Here is a 14,090-nt window from a genome sequence, read left to right on the forward strand (position 1 = left end):
TTGGCCTCCAGCGCTTGACCATCAAGCGCTGATGGCTATTTAAATGATAGCGGTCCAGCCAATGGGACAATGCTGCCTATGACAGCCGCACCCCACACCCTTACCATCACCCGCCCCGACGACTGGCACCTGCACGTGCGCGATGGCGACGCCTTGCGCACCGTCGTGCCGCACACCGCCGCGCAGTTTGGTCGCGCGATCATCATGCCCAACCTGCGGCCCCCGGTGACGACGGCCGCGCAGGCCGTGGCCTACCGTGAGCGCATCCAGGCCGCCGTGCCCCCAGGCGTGGCGTTTGAGCCGCTGATGACGCTGTACCTCACCGACAACCTGCCGCCCGACGAAATCAGGCGCGCCAAAGACGCGGGCGTGGTGGCCACCAAGCTGTACCCGGCCGGCGCCACGACCAACAGCGACGCCGGGGTGACCGATCTGCGCAAGACCTACAAGACGCTGGAGGCCATGCAGCGCGAAGGCCTGCTGCTGCTGGTGCACGGCGAGGTGACTTCGCCTGAGATTGACCTGTTCGACCGCGAGGCGGTGTTCATCGACACGCAGCTGATCCCGCTGCGCCGCGATTTCCCCGAGCTCAAGATCGTGTTCGAGCACATCACCACCCGGGAGGCCGCGCAGTATGTACGCGATGCGGACCGCTTTACCGCGGCCACCATCACCGCGCACCACCTGCTGTACAACCGCAACGCCCTCTTCACGGGCGGCATCCGTCCGCATTTCTACTGCCTGCCGGTGCTCAAGCGCGAAACGCACCGCGTGGCGCTGGTGGAGGCGGCGACCAGCGGCAGCGCCAAGTTTTTCCTTGGCACCGACAGCGCGCCGCATCCGGCCAACCTCAAGGAGCACGCCACCGGCTGCGCGGGTTGCTACACCGCGCATGCCGCGATGGAGCTGTATGCCGAAGCTTTTGAGGCGGCGGGCGCACTCGACCAGCTCGAAGCCTTTGCCAGTTTCAGTGGTCCCGGGTTTTATGGGCTGCCACGCAACCAGGGCCGCATCACGCTGAAAAAGCAAGCCTGGACGCCGCCTGAGAGCTTTGCCTTCGGCCAGGCCGAACTCAAGCCGCTGCGATCAGGTGAAAGCCTCGCCTGGAAGCTGGTCACCCCGGAAAGCCCATGATGGAACACAAGCCACGCGTTGCCCTGCTGATTGATGCCGACAACTCGCCGGCATCGAAGATCGATCTGATCCTCAACGAGCTGTCGACCTTTGGCGAAACCAATATCCGCCGTGCTTACGGCAACTGGAAAAAGAACGAGCTCAAGGGTTGGGAAGACATATTGCACGAGCATGCGATCCGCCCCATGCAGCAGTTTGACTACACCAAAGGCAAAAACGCCAGCGACATGGCGATGGTGATTGACGCGCTGGAGCTGCTCTACACCGACCGGCCCGACGCTTTTGGCATTGTCTCGTCCGATGCCGACTTCACGCCGCTGGTGATGCATTTGCGGGCCAAGGGCGCCGCGGTGTATGGCTTTGGTGCGCAGAAAACGCCCGAACCTTTTGTCAACGCCTGCTCGCGCTTCCTGTACCTCGACAAGCTGCGGCCCATGGCCGTGAGTGATGCCGCCGGTGGCGCCCCCGGCGAAAGCCGTGATGAAGGGGAGGCGGTGTCTGCTGCCCCCCTGCGCGCCACGCCGGCGCAGCTCAAGCAGGACGCCAAGCTCGTCATGCTGCTGCGCAACGCCGTGCAGGCGGCCGCTGACGACGAAGGCTGGGCCCGGGTGGGGGCCGTGGGCACCCAGATCGCCAACCAGGCCTCGTTCGATCACCGCAACTACGGTTACGCCACGCTGACCAAGCTGCTCATCGCCACGCAGCTGTTTGAGATCGCCGACGAAGGAAAGTCCACCGTGGCGGTGCGGGACAAGCGGCAAAACAAGCCTGCCCGGGCTTGAAGGCCAGCGCATCGGGACGGTGGTAGGGCGGGTGATGGCGCAGATCGACTGGCACCAGCCGTGGTTGCAGACCTGGCGTGAGCCCGGCCTGCGGGTGGCGCAGGCGGTGGCCGGCGCAATGCCGCTGCACCAGGCGCTCAACAGCGAACCCACCGCGCCCCTGCGCTTTGTGCCGCAAAGCGAACTGCCGGACGGGCAAGCCTACGAAGACTATATTTTCAAGACCGGCCAATGCCCGACCCGCGAGGGCCTGCATGACTTCTTCAATGGCCTGTGCTGGCTCTGTTTCCCGCAAACCAAGAAAAAGCTCAACCAGCTACAAGCCGCTGAAATTGCGGCGGCCGGTGTTCGGCCGGTACGCGGCCCGGTGCGCGACGCGCTCACGGTGTTTGACGAAAACGCGGCCTTCCTGAGCGCGCCGCAGGCGCTGTGGGACGCGCTGATCACCAAGGACTGGCAGCGGCTGTTCATCGACTTGCGGCCGCTGTGGCCGCAAGCGCAGCTGGTGCTGTTCGGCCATGCCCTGCTGGAAAAGCTGGTTTACCCACGAAAACCGATCACCGCCCACGTCTATCGGGCGCAAGTAGCTATCAATTCAATAGCTTATTTGGATGCCTGGGTGGCGCAAGACTTGAGTGCGGAGAAACTGGCCGGCAAGCCTTTTGCGCCCATGCCGGTGCTGGGCGTGCCCGGCTGGTGGCCGGAAAACGAGAACTTTTCCTTTTATGATGACTCTCTTGTATTCCGCCCCCGCAGGTAAATAACACCTCACAACAGATAACCCTGCGGCCAATGTGACTTGACGTGACTTGATTTGGGCCGCCAGGCCCCCATCTTTCGCGACAAGGCAGCTTTTCAAAGCGGACTTTTGTTACTGATCCCCCGGAGAATTCATGAAACGCATTGTTCTGTTTGTTTTGACCAACCTTGCCGTGGTGGTGGTGCTGGGCATCGTCGCCAGCCTGCTGGGCGTCAACCGCTATCTCACGGCCAACGGCTTGAACCTGACCGCACTGCTGGGCTTTGCGCTGATCATGGGTTTTGGCGGCGCCATCATTTCACTGCTGATCAGCAAGCCCGTCGCCAAATGGAGCGCCGGTGTGCAGGTGATCGAGCAGCCGCGCAACGCCGACGAAGCCTGGATTGTGGAAACCGTGCGCAGGTTTGCCGACAAGGCGCAGATCGGCATGCCCGAAGTCGGCGTTTTTGAAGGTGCGCCCAATGCGTTTGCCACCGGCGCTTTCAAGAACTCGGCGCTGGTGGCGGTGTCCACCGGCCTGCTGCAGGGCATGACGCGCGAAGAAGTCGAAGCCGTGATCGGCCACGAAGTGGCCCACATCGCCAACGGCGACATGGTGACCATGACGCTGATCCAGGGCGTGATGAACACCTTCGTGGTGTTCCTGTCGCGCGTGATCGGCTACGCGGTGGACAGCTTCCTGCGCCGCAACGACTCCGAGAGTTCGGGCCCCGGCATCGGCTACATCATCACCACCATCGTGCTGGACATCGTGCTGGGCTTCCTCGCGGCCATCATCGTGGCCTGGTTCTCGCGGCACCGCGAGTTCCGCGCCGATGCAGGCGCCGCCCAGCTGATGGGCCGCAAACAGCCGATGATCAACGCCTTGGCCCGCCTGGGCGGCATGCAGCCGGGCGAGCTGCCCAAGAGCGTGGCGGCCATGGGCATTGCCGGTGGCATTGGCCAGCTGTTTTCCACGCACCCGCCGATTGAAGAACGCATCGCGGCGCTGCAGGCGGCGCAGGTTTGATGGACGCTGCCTGCGGCGGGTGATTGGGCAGCACGTTGCGTTGGCGAAACTGCAGGTGCTAACCGTATTCCAGCAGCATCAGTTCTTCCGCCGCATTGACGCAGGCGTTGCTGTCCGAGGCCAGACCCCAGGCGTCACCGGCGGGGAGCCAGCGCGGCGGTGTCGAAGGGGTTCACGGTAGCAGTCCAGAGGGGCCACGCAGCAAGGCGGCGGCTTGCGCAATGTCCGGGGCTAAAAAGCGGTCGGCGTCGTACGAAGGAACCTGTTCCCGCAACAAGCGCCAAGCGTGGTCGGTGCCTGCGCCAAAGCGCTGGTCTTTCAGGAACTCAAACGCCTGCGCGGCCAGCAGGTATTCGATAGCCAGGATTTGGGTCAGGTTCTCCAGCGACTTATACAGGTCCAGCGCGGCGATGGTACCCAGGCTCAGGTGGTCTTCCTGCCCGCCGGAGGTGACGAAGTTGTCCACCACCACGGGCTGGGCCAGGCGGCGGTTTTCGCCGGCCAGCGAGGCGGCGGTGTACTGGGTGATCATCAGCCCGGAGTTGACGCCCGGCTCAGCCACCAGAAACGCGGGCAGGCCACTGACATGCGGATTCACCAGTCGGTCGAGACGCCGCTCGGCCACGCCACCGAGTTCGGCCACCGCGATGCGCAGCAGGTCGGCCGCCATGGCCACCGATTCGCCATGCGGATTCGCCTGCGACATGACGCGGTAGGCCTGGGGCGTGCCCAGCAGCAGCGGGTTGTCGGTGGCGGAGTTCAGTTCAATTTCAATTTGCCGCGCGGCATGCGCAATCTGGTCGCGGCAGGCGCCGTGGATCTGCGGTATGGAGCGGATGCTGAGCGCGTCCTGGGTGCGTATTCCACGGCTGCTGGCGATCACCTCACTGCCGTCCAGCAGACTGCGCAGGTTGCGGCCGACCTGCTGCATGCCGGGGTGGGGTTTGAGGGCCAGGATCTCGGCGTCGAACGCGTCGATCTGGCCGCGCAAAGCCTCGAAGCTCATGGCCCCCATCACGTCGGCCCAGTCGGCCAGGCGCTCCACGTCGGCCAGTGCCAGAGCGGCCAGGCCGGTCATGCAAGACGTGCCGTTGACCAGACTCAGGCCGTCTTTGGCGCCGAGCACCAGCGGCTGCAAACCGATGGCTTGCAGCGCTTCGGCGGCAGGCTGTACGCGCCCTTGCCAGCGCACCTCGCCCACGCCCAGCAGCGCCACCCCAATGTGCGCCATGTGGGTCAAATAGCCCACCGAGCCTTGCGACGGCACGCAGGGCGTCACGCCATGGTTCAGCAGCGCTAGCAGGCCTTCGACCACGCTGTGCTGCAGGCCGGAATAGCCCTGGGCGTAGTTGGCCAGCGCCGCGCACATGATGGCGCGGGTCTGCGCCTCAGACAGCAGCGGGCCAACGCCACAAGCGTGGCTCAGCAAGGTGTTGCGCGACAGCTGGGCGAGCTGTTCGCCGTGCAGCAGCACGTTGCTCAACGCGCCCAGCCCGGTGCTGATGCCGTAGGCGCGCTCGCCGCGCGCGACGATGCAGTCCACGATGGCGCGGGAGTTGTCGATACGCGACCAGGCTTTAGTTGAGAGTTCAAGTCGTGCGCCGTCGCGGGCCACAGCGACCAGGTCGCGCCAGCCCAGCGGGGTGTCGCCGAGGGTGACGGGGGATGAAAGAGAAGGCATGGCGTCAGAGTCCTATATGGTCAGGCTGCAGCTCGTTCCTGGTGGCCCGAGATGAACTGGCGGAAGCGTTCTGAACTCTGCGCACCAAACACATCGGCCGGTGCGCCTTCGACGTCGATCACACCCTGGTGCATGAACACCACGCGGTTCGCGACATTGCGGGCAAAACCCATTTCGTGGGTCACCACCAGCATGGTGCGGCCTTCCTCGGCCAGGGAGCGCATCACCTTCAGCACCTCGCCCACCAGCTCGGGGTCGAGTGCCGAGGTGGGTTCGTCGAACAGCATCACCTGCGGGTGCATGGCCAGAGCTCGGGCAATGGCGACCCGCTGCTGCTGGCCGCCCGACAGGTGGGCCGGGTAGTAGTCGCGCCGCTCGAACAGGCCAACGCGTTGCAGCAGGTGCTCGGCTTCTTCCACGCATTCGGCACGGGGGCGCTTCTGCACCCGCATCGGGCCTTCGATCAGGTTTTGCAGCACCGTCATGTGTGACCAGAGGTTGAAGCTCTGGAACACCATGGCCAGTTGGGACCGCATGCGCTCCACTTGTGCGCGGTTGGACGGCTCCAAGCGGCCATCTTTGCGTTGGCGCATTTGCAGGGTTTCACCATCCAGGCAGACACTGCCCTGGTCGGGCGTTTCCAGCAGGTTGATGCAGCGCAGAAAAGTGCTCTTGCCGGAGCCGCTGGCCCCCAGGATGGAGATCACATCGCCTTTGTGCGCGCTCAGCGTGATGCCTTTGAGCACATGGTGGCTGCCAAAGGATTTGTGGATATCGGTCATTGCCAAAGTGGCGATCGGTGGGGTGGTGGTCATGACGTTCTCGGCTTGGGTTCAGACGGTGCGGGCGTGGGCGCATGGCTGGGGCGTTTGCGCAGATGCGGCGACAGCCGGTGTTCCAGCATGGCCACGGCGCGCACCAACAGAAAGTTCAGCACCAGGTAGATGGCGGCGGCGCAGATGAACACCTCCATGGTGCGGTAGCTGCGCTGGATGATCTGCTGCGCCACGCCAGTCACGTCCCACACGGTGACCAAGCTGGCGAGTGCGGTGGACTTCACCAGCAGCACCAGTTCGGTGGAATAGGCGGGCAGACATTGGCGCAGCGTGATCGGCGCGATCACCCGCCGCAGCAAGGTCCAGCGCGACATGCCGGTGGCCAGGCCAGCCTCAATCTGGCCGTGGGGCACGGCGATCAGGCCGCCGCGCAGAATTTCGGCGGTGTAGCCTGCGGTGCACAGGGCCAGGGCCAGCACGGTGCAGGAATAGGGTGAGCGCAGCACCAGCCAGAAAGGGCTTGCGCGCACGGCCTCGAACTGGCCCAGCCCGTAGTAGATGAGGAACAGCTGGATCAGCAGTGGCGAGCCGCGAAACACCAGCACATAGCCGCGTGCAAACCAGGACAGCGCCGGGTACGGGCTGACGCGCATGGCGACGATCACGACGGACAGCGCACCGCCGCACAGCATTGACAGAAAGAACAGGCCCAAGGTGGTGGGCACGGCGGCCAGTAGCTTACCCAGGGTGTCGAGGAGGAAATCAATGTCCATGGTGGCGTGCTCACGTACTGGCAAAGTTGCGGCGCTGGGACTTGCCCATGCGGGCTTCGGCCCGGTGAAAAACCTGGTTCGACAGGCCGGTGAGCACCAGATAGAGAATGCCGCCGACGATGTAGAAGGTGAAGTACTGGCGCGTGGAGCCTGCGGCGATCTGGGTGCTGCGCATCAGTTCGGCCAGGCCGGTGACGGAAATCAGGGCTGAATCCTTGAGGCTCATCTGCCAGACGTTGCCCAGGCCCGGCAAGGAAAAGCGCAGGATTTGCGGCAGCAGGATGCGCCGCGCCAGCATCAGCGTCGGCATGCCGATGGCGCGCGCCGCCTCCAGCTCACCTTGGGAGACTGCGAGGTAGGCGCCCCGGTAGACCTCGGCCTGGTAGGAGCCGGAAATCACGCCCACCGCCAGTGCCCCGACCAGGAACGGCGGAGTGGCGATGAAGCCCTCGGCCCCGAACCACTGGCCAATGGCCGTGATCAGGGTCGAGCCGCCAAAGTAAAACAGGTAGATCACCAGCAGCTCGGGGATGCCGCGGAACACCGTCGAATACAGCTCACCGACGACCCGCAGGCTGCGCCGGGAGGACAGTTTGGCGGCAGCCACCAGGGCGCCAAAAACCGACCCCACGAGCAGCCCGCACAGCGTGAGGGCCACAGTCAATAGCGTGGCCAGCAACAGGGCCGAGCCCCAGCCCTGGTCGCTAAAGCCCAACATCTCGAATAGTTCCATGGGGGTCTTTCGGTTGCTATGTCACTGTGGCCTGCGTTGGTATCAGGGGGTCGCGGGGGTCAGGTCCGTTTTGAACCATTTCAGCGAGAGTTTTTTCAACGTACCGTCGGCCAGCGCCGCCTTGATGGCGACGTCGAACTTGGCTTTCAGGTCGGCATCGGTCTTGCGGAAGCCCAGCGCTTCGCCTTCACCAAACACCAGCCCGCCAATCTTGGGGCCGGTGTAGGCCAGACCTTTGTTCTCGGGTTTGGCCAGAATGGAGTTGATCAGGGTGACGTCGTCAAAAGCAGCATCGATGCGGCCGGCCTTCAGGTCGAGCATGGTGTCGGGCGAGGAGCTGTACTCGCGCACCGTGGCGATGTCCTTGAAATGCTCGTCGATGAACTTGGTGTAGACCGTGCCGGAGGCGATGCCGATGGTTTTGCCCTTGAGGGCCGCGCGCAGGGGCTCGACGGCGGCACGGATGGCCTTGGCATCCGTGCCCAGTTTGATGTTGGCCGCAGCGCCGGTCGCTTCGGGCAGCAGCTTGCCGCTGGCAGCGACGAAGCTGGCCGAGGTGGACGCATAGGGGGCAGAGAAGGCGATCTCTTTTTTACGCTCTTCGGTGATGACGATGGAGTCCATCATCACGTCGTACTTACCGGCTTTGAGCCCGGCAATCATGCCATCCCAGTTTTGCACCACCAGCTTGCAGGTCATCTTCATGCGCGGGCACAGGTCTTCGATCATGTCAATTTCAAACCCGCCAAGCTTGCCGCCGGGCAAGGTCAGGTTCCAGGGCTCGTAGGCGCCCTCGGTGGCGATGGTTACGGACTTCCAGTCCTTGGCCTGGGCGGGTGCGGCGCAGGCCAGGATGCCCAGCGCCAGCAGACTGGCGGAGAAACAGTTTTGGATCTTCATGGTTGATATTCCTGAGTGAATAAAAGTAAGAGGAAACACAGTGGTGCAAAACTCCCGTCTCTCGTGAGGCGGGTCAAGCCCTTTCAGGCATTGATCATGGGCAGGTTCAGGCCCTGCTTTTTCGCCGTGGCAATGGCGATCTCGTAACCGGCATCGGCGTGGCGCATCACGCCCGAGCCGCAGTCGTTGACCAGCACGCGGGCCAGGCGTTCGGCGGCGGCATCGGTGCCATCGGCCACGATCACCATGCCGGAGTGCTGTGAATAACCCATGCCGACGCCGCCGCCGTGGTGCAGGCTGACCCAGGTGGCACCGCCCGAGGCATTGAGCAGCGCGTTGAGCAGCGGCCAGTCGGACACGGCATCGGTGCCGTCCTTCATGGCCTCGGTCTCGCGGTTGGGGCTGGCCACCGAGCCGGTGTCCAGGTGATCGCGGCCGATGACGATGGGGGCTTTGAGTTCGCCGCTTTTCACCATCTCGTTGAAAGCCAGGCCTGCGATGTGGCGTTCGCCCAGGCCCAGCCAGCAAATGCGTGCGGGCAGGCCCTGGAAGGCGATGCGCTCGCGCGCCATGTCAAGCCAGCGGTGGGTGTGGTGGTTGTCGGGGAACAGCTCCTTGATCTTGGCGTCGGTCTTGTAGATGTCTTCCGGGTCGCCTGACAGTGCCACCCAGCGGAACGGGCCCTTGCCTTCGCAAAACATCGGGCGGATATAGGCGGGCACAAAGCCGGGGAAGTCGAAGGCGTTTTTGACGCCCATGTCGAAAGCCACCTGGCGGATGTTGTTGCCGTAGTCCACCGTGGGGATGCCCATGGTCTGGAAGTCCAGCATGGCCTGCACATGCACCGCGCAAGACCGGGCGGCGGCGTTGGTCAGTTGGGCGTGCTGCTCGGGGTCGCGTTGCGCGGCTTTCCACTGCGCCACGCTCCAGCCACTGGGCAGGTAGCCGTTGATCAGGTCGTGGGCCGAGGTCTGGTCGGTGACCAGGTCGGGCTTGATGCCGCCGGCCTTGGCGCGCCTGACCAGCTCGGGCAGGATGTCGGCGGCGTTGCCCAGCAAGGCGATCGACACGGCTTCCTTGGCTGCCGTGTGCTGCTTGATGAGGGCCATGGCGTCGTCGATGTCCTTGGCCTGCTTGTCCACATAGCGGGTGCGCAGTCGGAAGTCGATGCTGGACTGCTGGCATTCGATGTTCAGTGACACGGCACCGGCCAGCGTGGCGGCCAGTGGCTGCGCGCCGCCCATGCCGCCCAGGCCGGCGGTCAGGATCCATCTGCCGGACCAGTCGGTGTTCGCCGACGTGCCGGGCGAGGGGCTACGGTAGTGCTGGCGGCCGGCTTCGACAAAGGTTTCAAAGGTGCCCTGCACGATGCCTTGGCTGCCGATGTAGATCCAGCTGCCGGCCGTCATCTGGCCGTACATGAACAGGCCCTTGCGGTCGAGTTCGTTGAAGTGTTCCCAGTTGGCCCATTTGGGCACCAGGTTGGAATTGGCGATCAGCACACGCGGCGCGTTCGGGTGGGTTTTGAACACGCCCACTGGCTTGCCCGACTGGACCAGCAAGGTCTCGTCGTCGTTGAGTTCTTTGAGCGACGCCAGGATTTGGTCAAAACAGGCCCAGTCGCGCGCCGCGCGGCCAATGCCACCGTAGACCACCAGGTTCTTCGGGTCTTCAGCCACCTCGGGGTCGAGGTTGTTTTGCAGCATGCGGTAGGCGGCCTCGGTCAGCCAGTTCTTGCAGGTCAGCGTGGTGCCGCGCGGGGAGCGGATCACGCGGGTCGCGTCAAAGCGGGGGTCAGCCGGTGCGGCGATGAAGGAATCCTTGGCATTCATTGAAATTTTCCTGAATCAGGTGGGATTTGGAAGTCGAAAAAATGGCGGTGTAAAGGCCTGCACCCTGGTCGATGGTCTGGTCCGATGGCTCAGCTGGTCACGGCGTTGCCGTCAGTACGGAATCGGCTGCCCAGGCGGTAGCGCATGCCTGGGTGCAGGCAGCGCACGAGGGTGATGGGGTCCTCACGCATCCAGGTGCGGCGGGTCAGCAGCAGGCAGGGCTGGCTGGGGTCCATTTGCAGCAGCTCGGCCTGCTCGCGCGTGGGCAGGACGGCATCGACCACATGCTCCATCTGGTCAAACAGCACCGTGCGCACCAGAAAGTCCGAAGGCTGCTCCAGCGTGAAATCCTGTTGTCCGAAAGTGGGCGCCATGCGCGGGTTGACATAGCGGTCTTCCAACTGCATGGGCACGCCGTCTTCCAGGTGCACGCAGACCGAGTGAAACACCGATTCTCCCGTGTGCAGGCCCAACGAGGACGCGATGTCCAGCGACGCCGAGATGCGCTCCACCGTCACGATCCGGCACTGGTAATCGTGGCCCCTGCGGCGAATGTCGTCGGACAGGCGCGCGATCTGCAGCAGGTTGGCTTGCGGTTTGTCGTCGGCCACAAAGCTGCCAACCCCGGCAATGCGCTTGATGCGGCCCTGCTCCACCAATTCGCGCAAGGCCCGGTTGACGGTCATGCGCGACAGGCCAAACTGCACCACCAGCTCGTTTTCGGAAGGCAGGCGGTCGCCGGCCTTCCAGGTGCCGTCCTGGATCTTGCGCGCCACAAAGTCCTTGACCTGCTGGTAGCGTGCGACATTGGGCGACAGGCGGTCGGCCCCGGCGGAAGTGCCGATTTTGGGGTCGGTTTTGCGCACCGGTGTGCGCAGGAGGTGCAGTTTGGAGCTCATGAGACCCTTGTCAATGCTCGGCTGACGCCATAGCCTCGGCGCGGATCTCTTCGGTCAGACGCGCCTTGAGCTCCATGAACTCGGGCGAGGTCTTGATCGTGTAGTGCCGCGGGTGCGGCAGGTTCACGGCAATGTCGGACTTGATGCGCCCCGGGCGCGCGCTGAACACCGCCACCCGGTTGGCCATGAAGATCGCCTCGTCGATGTCGTGGGTGACGAACAGCACGGTTTTGCGCGCCGACTCCCAGATGCCCAGCAGCAGCTCCTGCATCAGCACGCGGGTCTGGTTGTCGAGCGCGCCAAAGGGCTCGTCGAGCAGCAGGATCTTGGGGTCGTTGGCAAGCGCCCGCGCGATCGCCGTGCGCTGCTGCATGCCGCCGGAGAGCTGCTTGGGAAAGTGGTTTTCAAACCCGCGCAGGCCCACCTTGGCCATGAAGTAGTTGCTGCGATCCTTCTGGTCGGCCTCGCTCATGCCGCGCTCGCGCAGGCCAAAGCGGATGTTCTGCGCGACGGTCAGCCACGGGAACAGCGTGTAGCTCTGAAACACCATGCCGCGGTCGGCGCCCGGGCCTTCGACCGGTCGGTTGTCCAGCAATGCCCGGCCCGTGCTGGGCCTCTCCAGCCCCGCGACGATGCGCAGCAGCGTGGACTTGCCGCAGCCCGAGGGGCCGAGGATGGTGACGAAGTCGTTGTCGTTCACTTCGAAATCCACCGGCAGCAGCGCCTGCGTGCGCTGGCCCTTGGCGGTTTCGAAGACGCGCGACACCCCTTGAATGGACAGTTGGCTCATCAGATTGAACTCCAGGCGAACAGGCGGCGGTTCAGCGCCTTGAAAGCAAAGTCAGACACCAAGCCAATCAGCCCGATGATGATGATGCCGAAGATGATCTGTCCGGTGTTGAGCAGGGACTGGCTGTCGGTGATCATGTGGCCGATGCCGCTGGATGAGCCAATCAACTCCGCCACGATCACGTAGGTCCAGGCCCAGCCCAGCACCAGGCGCAATGTTTCGGCGATGCCGGGTGCGGCCCCGGGAATCAGCACGCGGGTGATGATGCCCCGGTCGGCTGCGCCCAGCGTGTAGGCCGCTTCCACCAGGTCGCGCCGCGCGCCGCCTACCGTGACCGCCACCATCAGCACGATCTGGAACACCGAGCCGATGAAGATCACCAGGATCTTCTGCGTTTCACCAATGCCGGCCCACAGGATCAGCAGCGGGATGAAGGCCGACGCGGGCAGGTAGCGGCAGAAGGACACAAAGGGCTCGAAGAAAGCCTCGACCCCCTTGTAGGTGCCCATGGCAATGCCCAGCGGCACGGCGATCACGCTGGCCAGGATGAAGCCGCCGAAGACTCGCCACACCGTCATGCCGATGTCATGGATGAAGTGGTGTTCGGTGAACAGCAGCCAGCCTTCCCTGGCCATCGTCACGGGGCTGGCGAGGAAGGTGGGCGACACATAGCCGCCCAGCGTGAAGACCGCCCAGGCCAGCACGAACAGCACAAAGAAGCCCAGACCCAGCAGCCAGCGCGTGTTGGCGCCCACCGGCTCCAGCGGCGCCAGCCACTGGCTGCGCTGGCGCACCGGTGCTTCGGGCAAGTGAGGCGGTGCCTGGATATGTTCCATGACGTGTTCCATGGCTTTACTTGATGAAGCTGGCGTCAAACGTGGCCGCGAGGTTCTCGGGTGCCTTGCGGATCACACCGGATTCCAGCAGGATCTTCTCGGCATCTTTCATGAACGCGGTGATCTCGCCGGCGAAGAACTTCTGGTTGGCCGCCTTGTCCTGCCAGCGCAGGAAGGCCGCCGACTTCGCAAACTGTTCGCCGGTCTGCTTGACGGCCGAGCCCATCAGCTCGTTGGACTTGACGGGGTCGGCCTTGATCATGGCCAGTGCGTCGAAGTAGGAGTTGGTGAGCGCCTGGGCTGCCTTGGGATTGGCCTTGAGCCAGGTCGGCGCGCAGCCTACGGTGTCCATCACCATCGGGTAGTCCAGCGTGGTGGCCAAAATCTTGCCGGCGGCCGGGTTGTCGCGCACGGTGGACAGATAGGGCTCGTAGGTCATGGCCGCGTCGTTCTGGCCTGCCACAAAGGCCTGGGCAGACGCCTGGGGCGAGAGGGTAGTGGTCTTCACGTCCTTGAGCGTCATGCCGTTTTTGTTGAGCATCCAGGCCAGGCCGAAGTAGGGCGCGGTGCCGGGCGCGTCCACGCCGATGGTCTTGCCCTTGAGGTCGGCAAAGCTCTTGATGTTGCCGCGCACGGCCAGGCCGTCGGCGCCGTAGGATTTGTCCATCTGGAAGATCTGCACGATAGGCACACCGTTGGCGTTCCAGGCCACATGGGTCTCCACCGTGGTGGCTGCGCACTGGATGGCCCCGGAGGCCAGCGCCAGGTGGCGGTCTTTCTGGGGAATGAATTTGATCTCCACATCCAGGCCGTTCTTCTTGAAAATACCGGCCTTGTCCGCCAGCGACAGGGGGGCGAAGCCGGTCCAGCCGGACATGCCCAGCACAATTTTGGTTTCCTGTGCCGCCGCAGGCGCGGCCATGCCGGCCAGGCAAACACCCATTGCCAGCAGCGAAGTCAGTTTCTTGACTGTTGTCTTAGCCGTCTTATCCGTCTTACCCATTACGTACTCCTGTTTCATTCAGAAAATCGGTTGATCCCAAGATCCCTGCGCAGCAAAGTCCCGGCAGGGAGATTTTTGCCAACACGCCTTATCCTGTATATACAAGTAAACCCTAGTGCGGCCGAATCAGGGCCGTCGATACCGAGCAAAGCACTGGTTTGGGGATCCGGCCAGCGGGATTG

The 14,090-nt window shown here is 63.9% G+C and carries 14 protein-coding genes; 4 read left to right on the forward strand and 10 right to left on the reverse strand.

What is annotated here, in order from left to right; all coding sequences use genetic code 11:
• Positions 1 to 69 precede the first annotated feature (69 nt).
• The 4 genes from pyrC to htpX all read left to right on the forward strand — a co-directional run bounded on the left by pyrC (position 70) and on the right by htpX (position 3,685).
• Positions 70 to 1,134: a dihydroorotase gene (gene pyrC / locus V6M61_RS09390; RefSeq protein ID WP_442957758.1), complete on the forward strand. Its 1,065-nt coding sequence runs from the start codon at positions 70 to 72 to the stop codon at positions 1,132 to 1,134.
• Positions 1,134 to 1,916: an NYN domain-containing protein gene (locus tag V6M61_RS09395; protein ID WP_442957760.1), complete on the forward strand. Its 783-nt coding sequence runs from the start codon at positions 1,134 to 1,136 to the stop codon at positions 1,914 to 1,916. Before pyrC ends, V6M61_RS09395 begins: the two co-directional genes overlap by 1 nt.
• A gap of 34 nt (positions 1,917 to 1,950) precedes the next feature.
• On the forward strand, positions 1,951 to 2,676 hold the full coding sequence (locus V6M61_RS09400; RefSeq protein WP_332776307.1) for a DUF3025 domain-containing protein: 726 nt from the start codon (positions 1,951 to 1,953) through the stop codon (positions 2,674 to 2,676).
• 133 nt (positions 2,677 to 2,809) lie between these two features.
• Positions 2,810 to 3,685 (forward strand): protease HtpX, encoded by an 876-nt coding sequence (gene htpX / locus V6M61_RS09405; protein ID WP_332776308.1) that lies wholly within the window; start codon positions 2,810 to 2,812, stop codon positions 3,683 to 3,685.
• A gap of 172 nt (positions 3,686 to 3,857) precedes the next feature.
• Here the strand turns inward: htpX and hutH are convergent, their stop codons facing one another.
• The 10 genes from hutH to V6M61_RS09455 form a co-directional block, all read right to left on the reverse strand.
• A complete protein-coding gene (hutH, locus tag V6M61_RS09410) occupies positions 3,858 to 5,366 on the reverse strand; it encodes a histidine ammonia-lyase (protein WP_332776309.1) in 1,509 nt (502 codons plus the stop codon).
• A 20-nt stretch (positions 5,367 to 5,386) separates the two neighbouring features.
• On the reverse strand, positions 5,387 to 6,181 hold the full coding sequence (locus V6M61_RS09415) for an ABC transporter ATP-binding protein (protein ID WP_332776310.1): 795 nt from the start codon (positions 6,179 to 6,181) through the stop codon (positions 5,387 to 5,389).
• Entirely contained in the window at positions 6,178 to 6,915 is a 738-nt protein-coding gene (locus V6M61_RS09420) for an ABC transporter permease (RefSeq protein WP_332776311.1), read from the reverse strand. Before V6M61_RS09420 ends, V6M61_RS09415 begins: the two co-directional genes overlap by 4 nt.
• A 10-nt stretch (positions 6,916 to 6,925) precedes the next feature.
• Positions 6,926 to 7,648 carry an ABC transporter permease gene (locus V6M61_RS09425; protein ID WP_332776312.1) on the reverse strand — a complete coding sequence of 241 codons (723 nt, stop codon included), beginning with the start codon at positions 7,646 to 7,648 and terminating at the stop codon, positions 6,926 to 6,928.
• A gap of 42 nt (positions 7,649 to 7,690) precedes the next feature.
• The gene (locus V6M61_RS09430) at positions 7,691 to 8,548 is read right to left on the reverse strand and encodes a transporter substrate-binding domain-containing protein (protein ID WP_332776313.1); all 858 of its coding nucleotides are present in this window, start codon (positions 8,546 to 8,548) and stop codon (positions 7,691 to 7,693) included.
• Positions 8,549 to 8,631: 83 nt separating this feature from the next.
• Positions 8,632 to 10,380, reverse strand: a complete 1,749-nt coding sequence (gene hutU, locus V6M61_RS09435; protein ID WP_332776314.1) for a urocanate hydratase — start codon at positions 10,378 to 10,380, stop codon at positions 8,632 to 8,634.
• 89 nt (positions 10,381 to 10,469) lie between these two features.
• The gene (gene hutC / locus V6M61_RS09440) at positions 10,470 to 11,279 is read right to left on the reverse strand and encodes a histidine utilization repressor (protein WP_332776315.1); all 810 of its coding nucleotides are present in this window, start codon (positions 11,277 to 11,279) and stop codon (positions 10,470 to 10,472) included.
• A gap of 10 nt (positions 11,280 to 11,289) precedes the next feature.
• The gene (locus V6M61_RS09445; RefSeq protein WP_332776316.1) at positions 11,290 to 12,069 is read right to left on the reverse strand and encodes an ABC transporter ATP-binding protein; all 780 of its coding nucleotides are present in this window, start codon (positions 12,067 to 12,069) and stop codon (positions 11,290 to 11,292) included.
• Entirely contained in the window at positions 12,069 to 12,905 is an 837-nt protein-coding gene (locus V6M61_RS09450; protein ID WP_332776317.1) for an ABC transporter permease, read from the reverse strand. Before V6M61_RS09450 ends, V6M61_RS09445 begins: the two co-directional genes overlap by 1 nt.
• A 16-nt stretch (positions 12,906 to 12,921) precedes the next feature.
• Positions 12,922 to 13,908 carry an ABC transporter substrate-binding protein gene (locus tag V6M61_RS09455; RefSeq protein ID WP_442957759.1) on the reverse strand — a complete coding sequence of 329 codons (987 nt, stop codon included), beginning with the start codon at positions 13,906 to 13,908 and terminating at the stop codon, positions 12,922 to 12,924.
• Between the last annotated feature and the right edge of the window lie 182 nt (positions 13,909 to 14,090).

The organism is Polaromonas sp., from assembly GCF_036676035.1.
Taxonomy (GTDB): Bacteria; Pseudomonadota; Gammaproteobacteria; order Burkholderiales; family Burkholderiaceae_C; genus Polaromonas.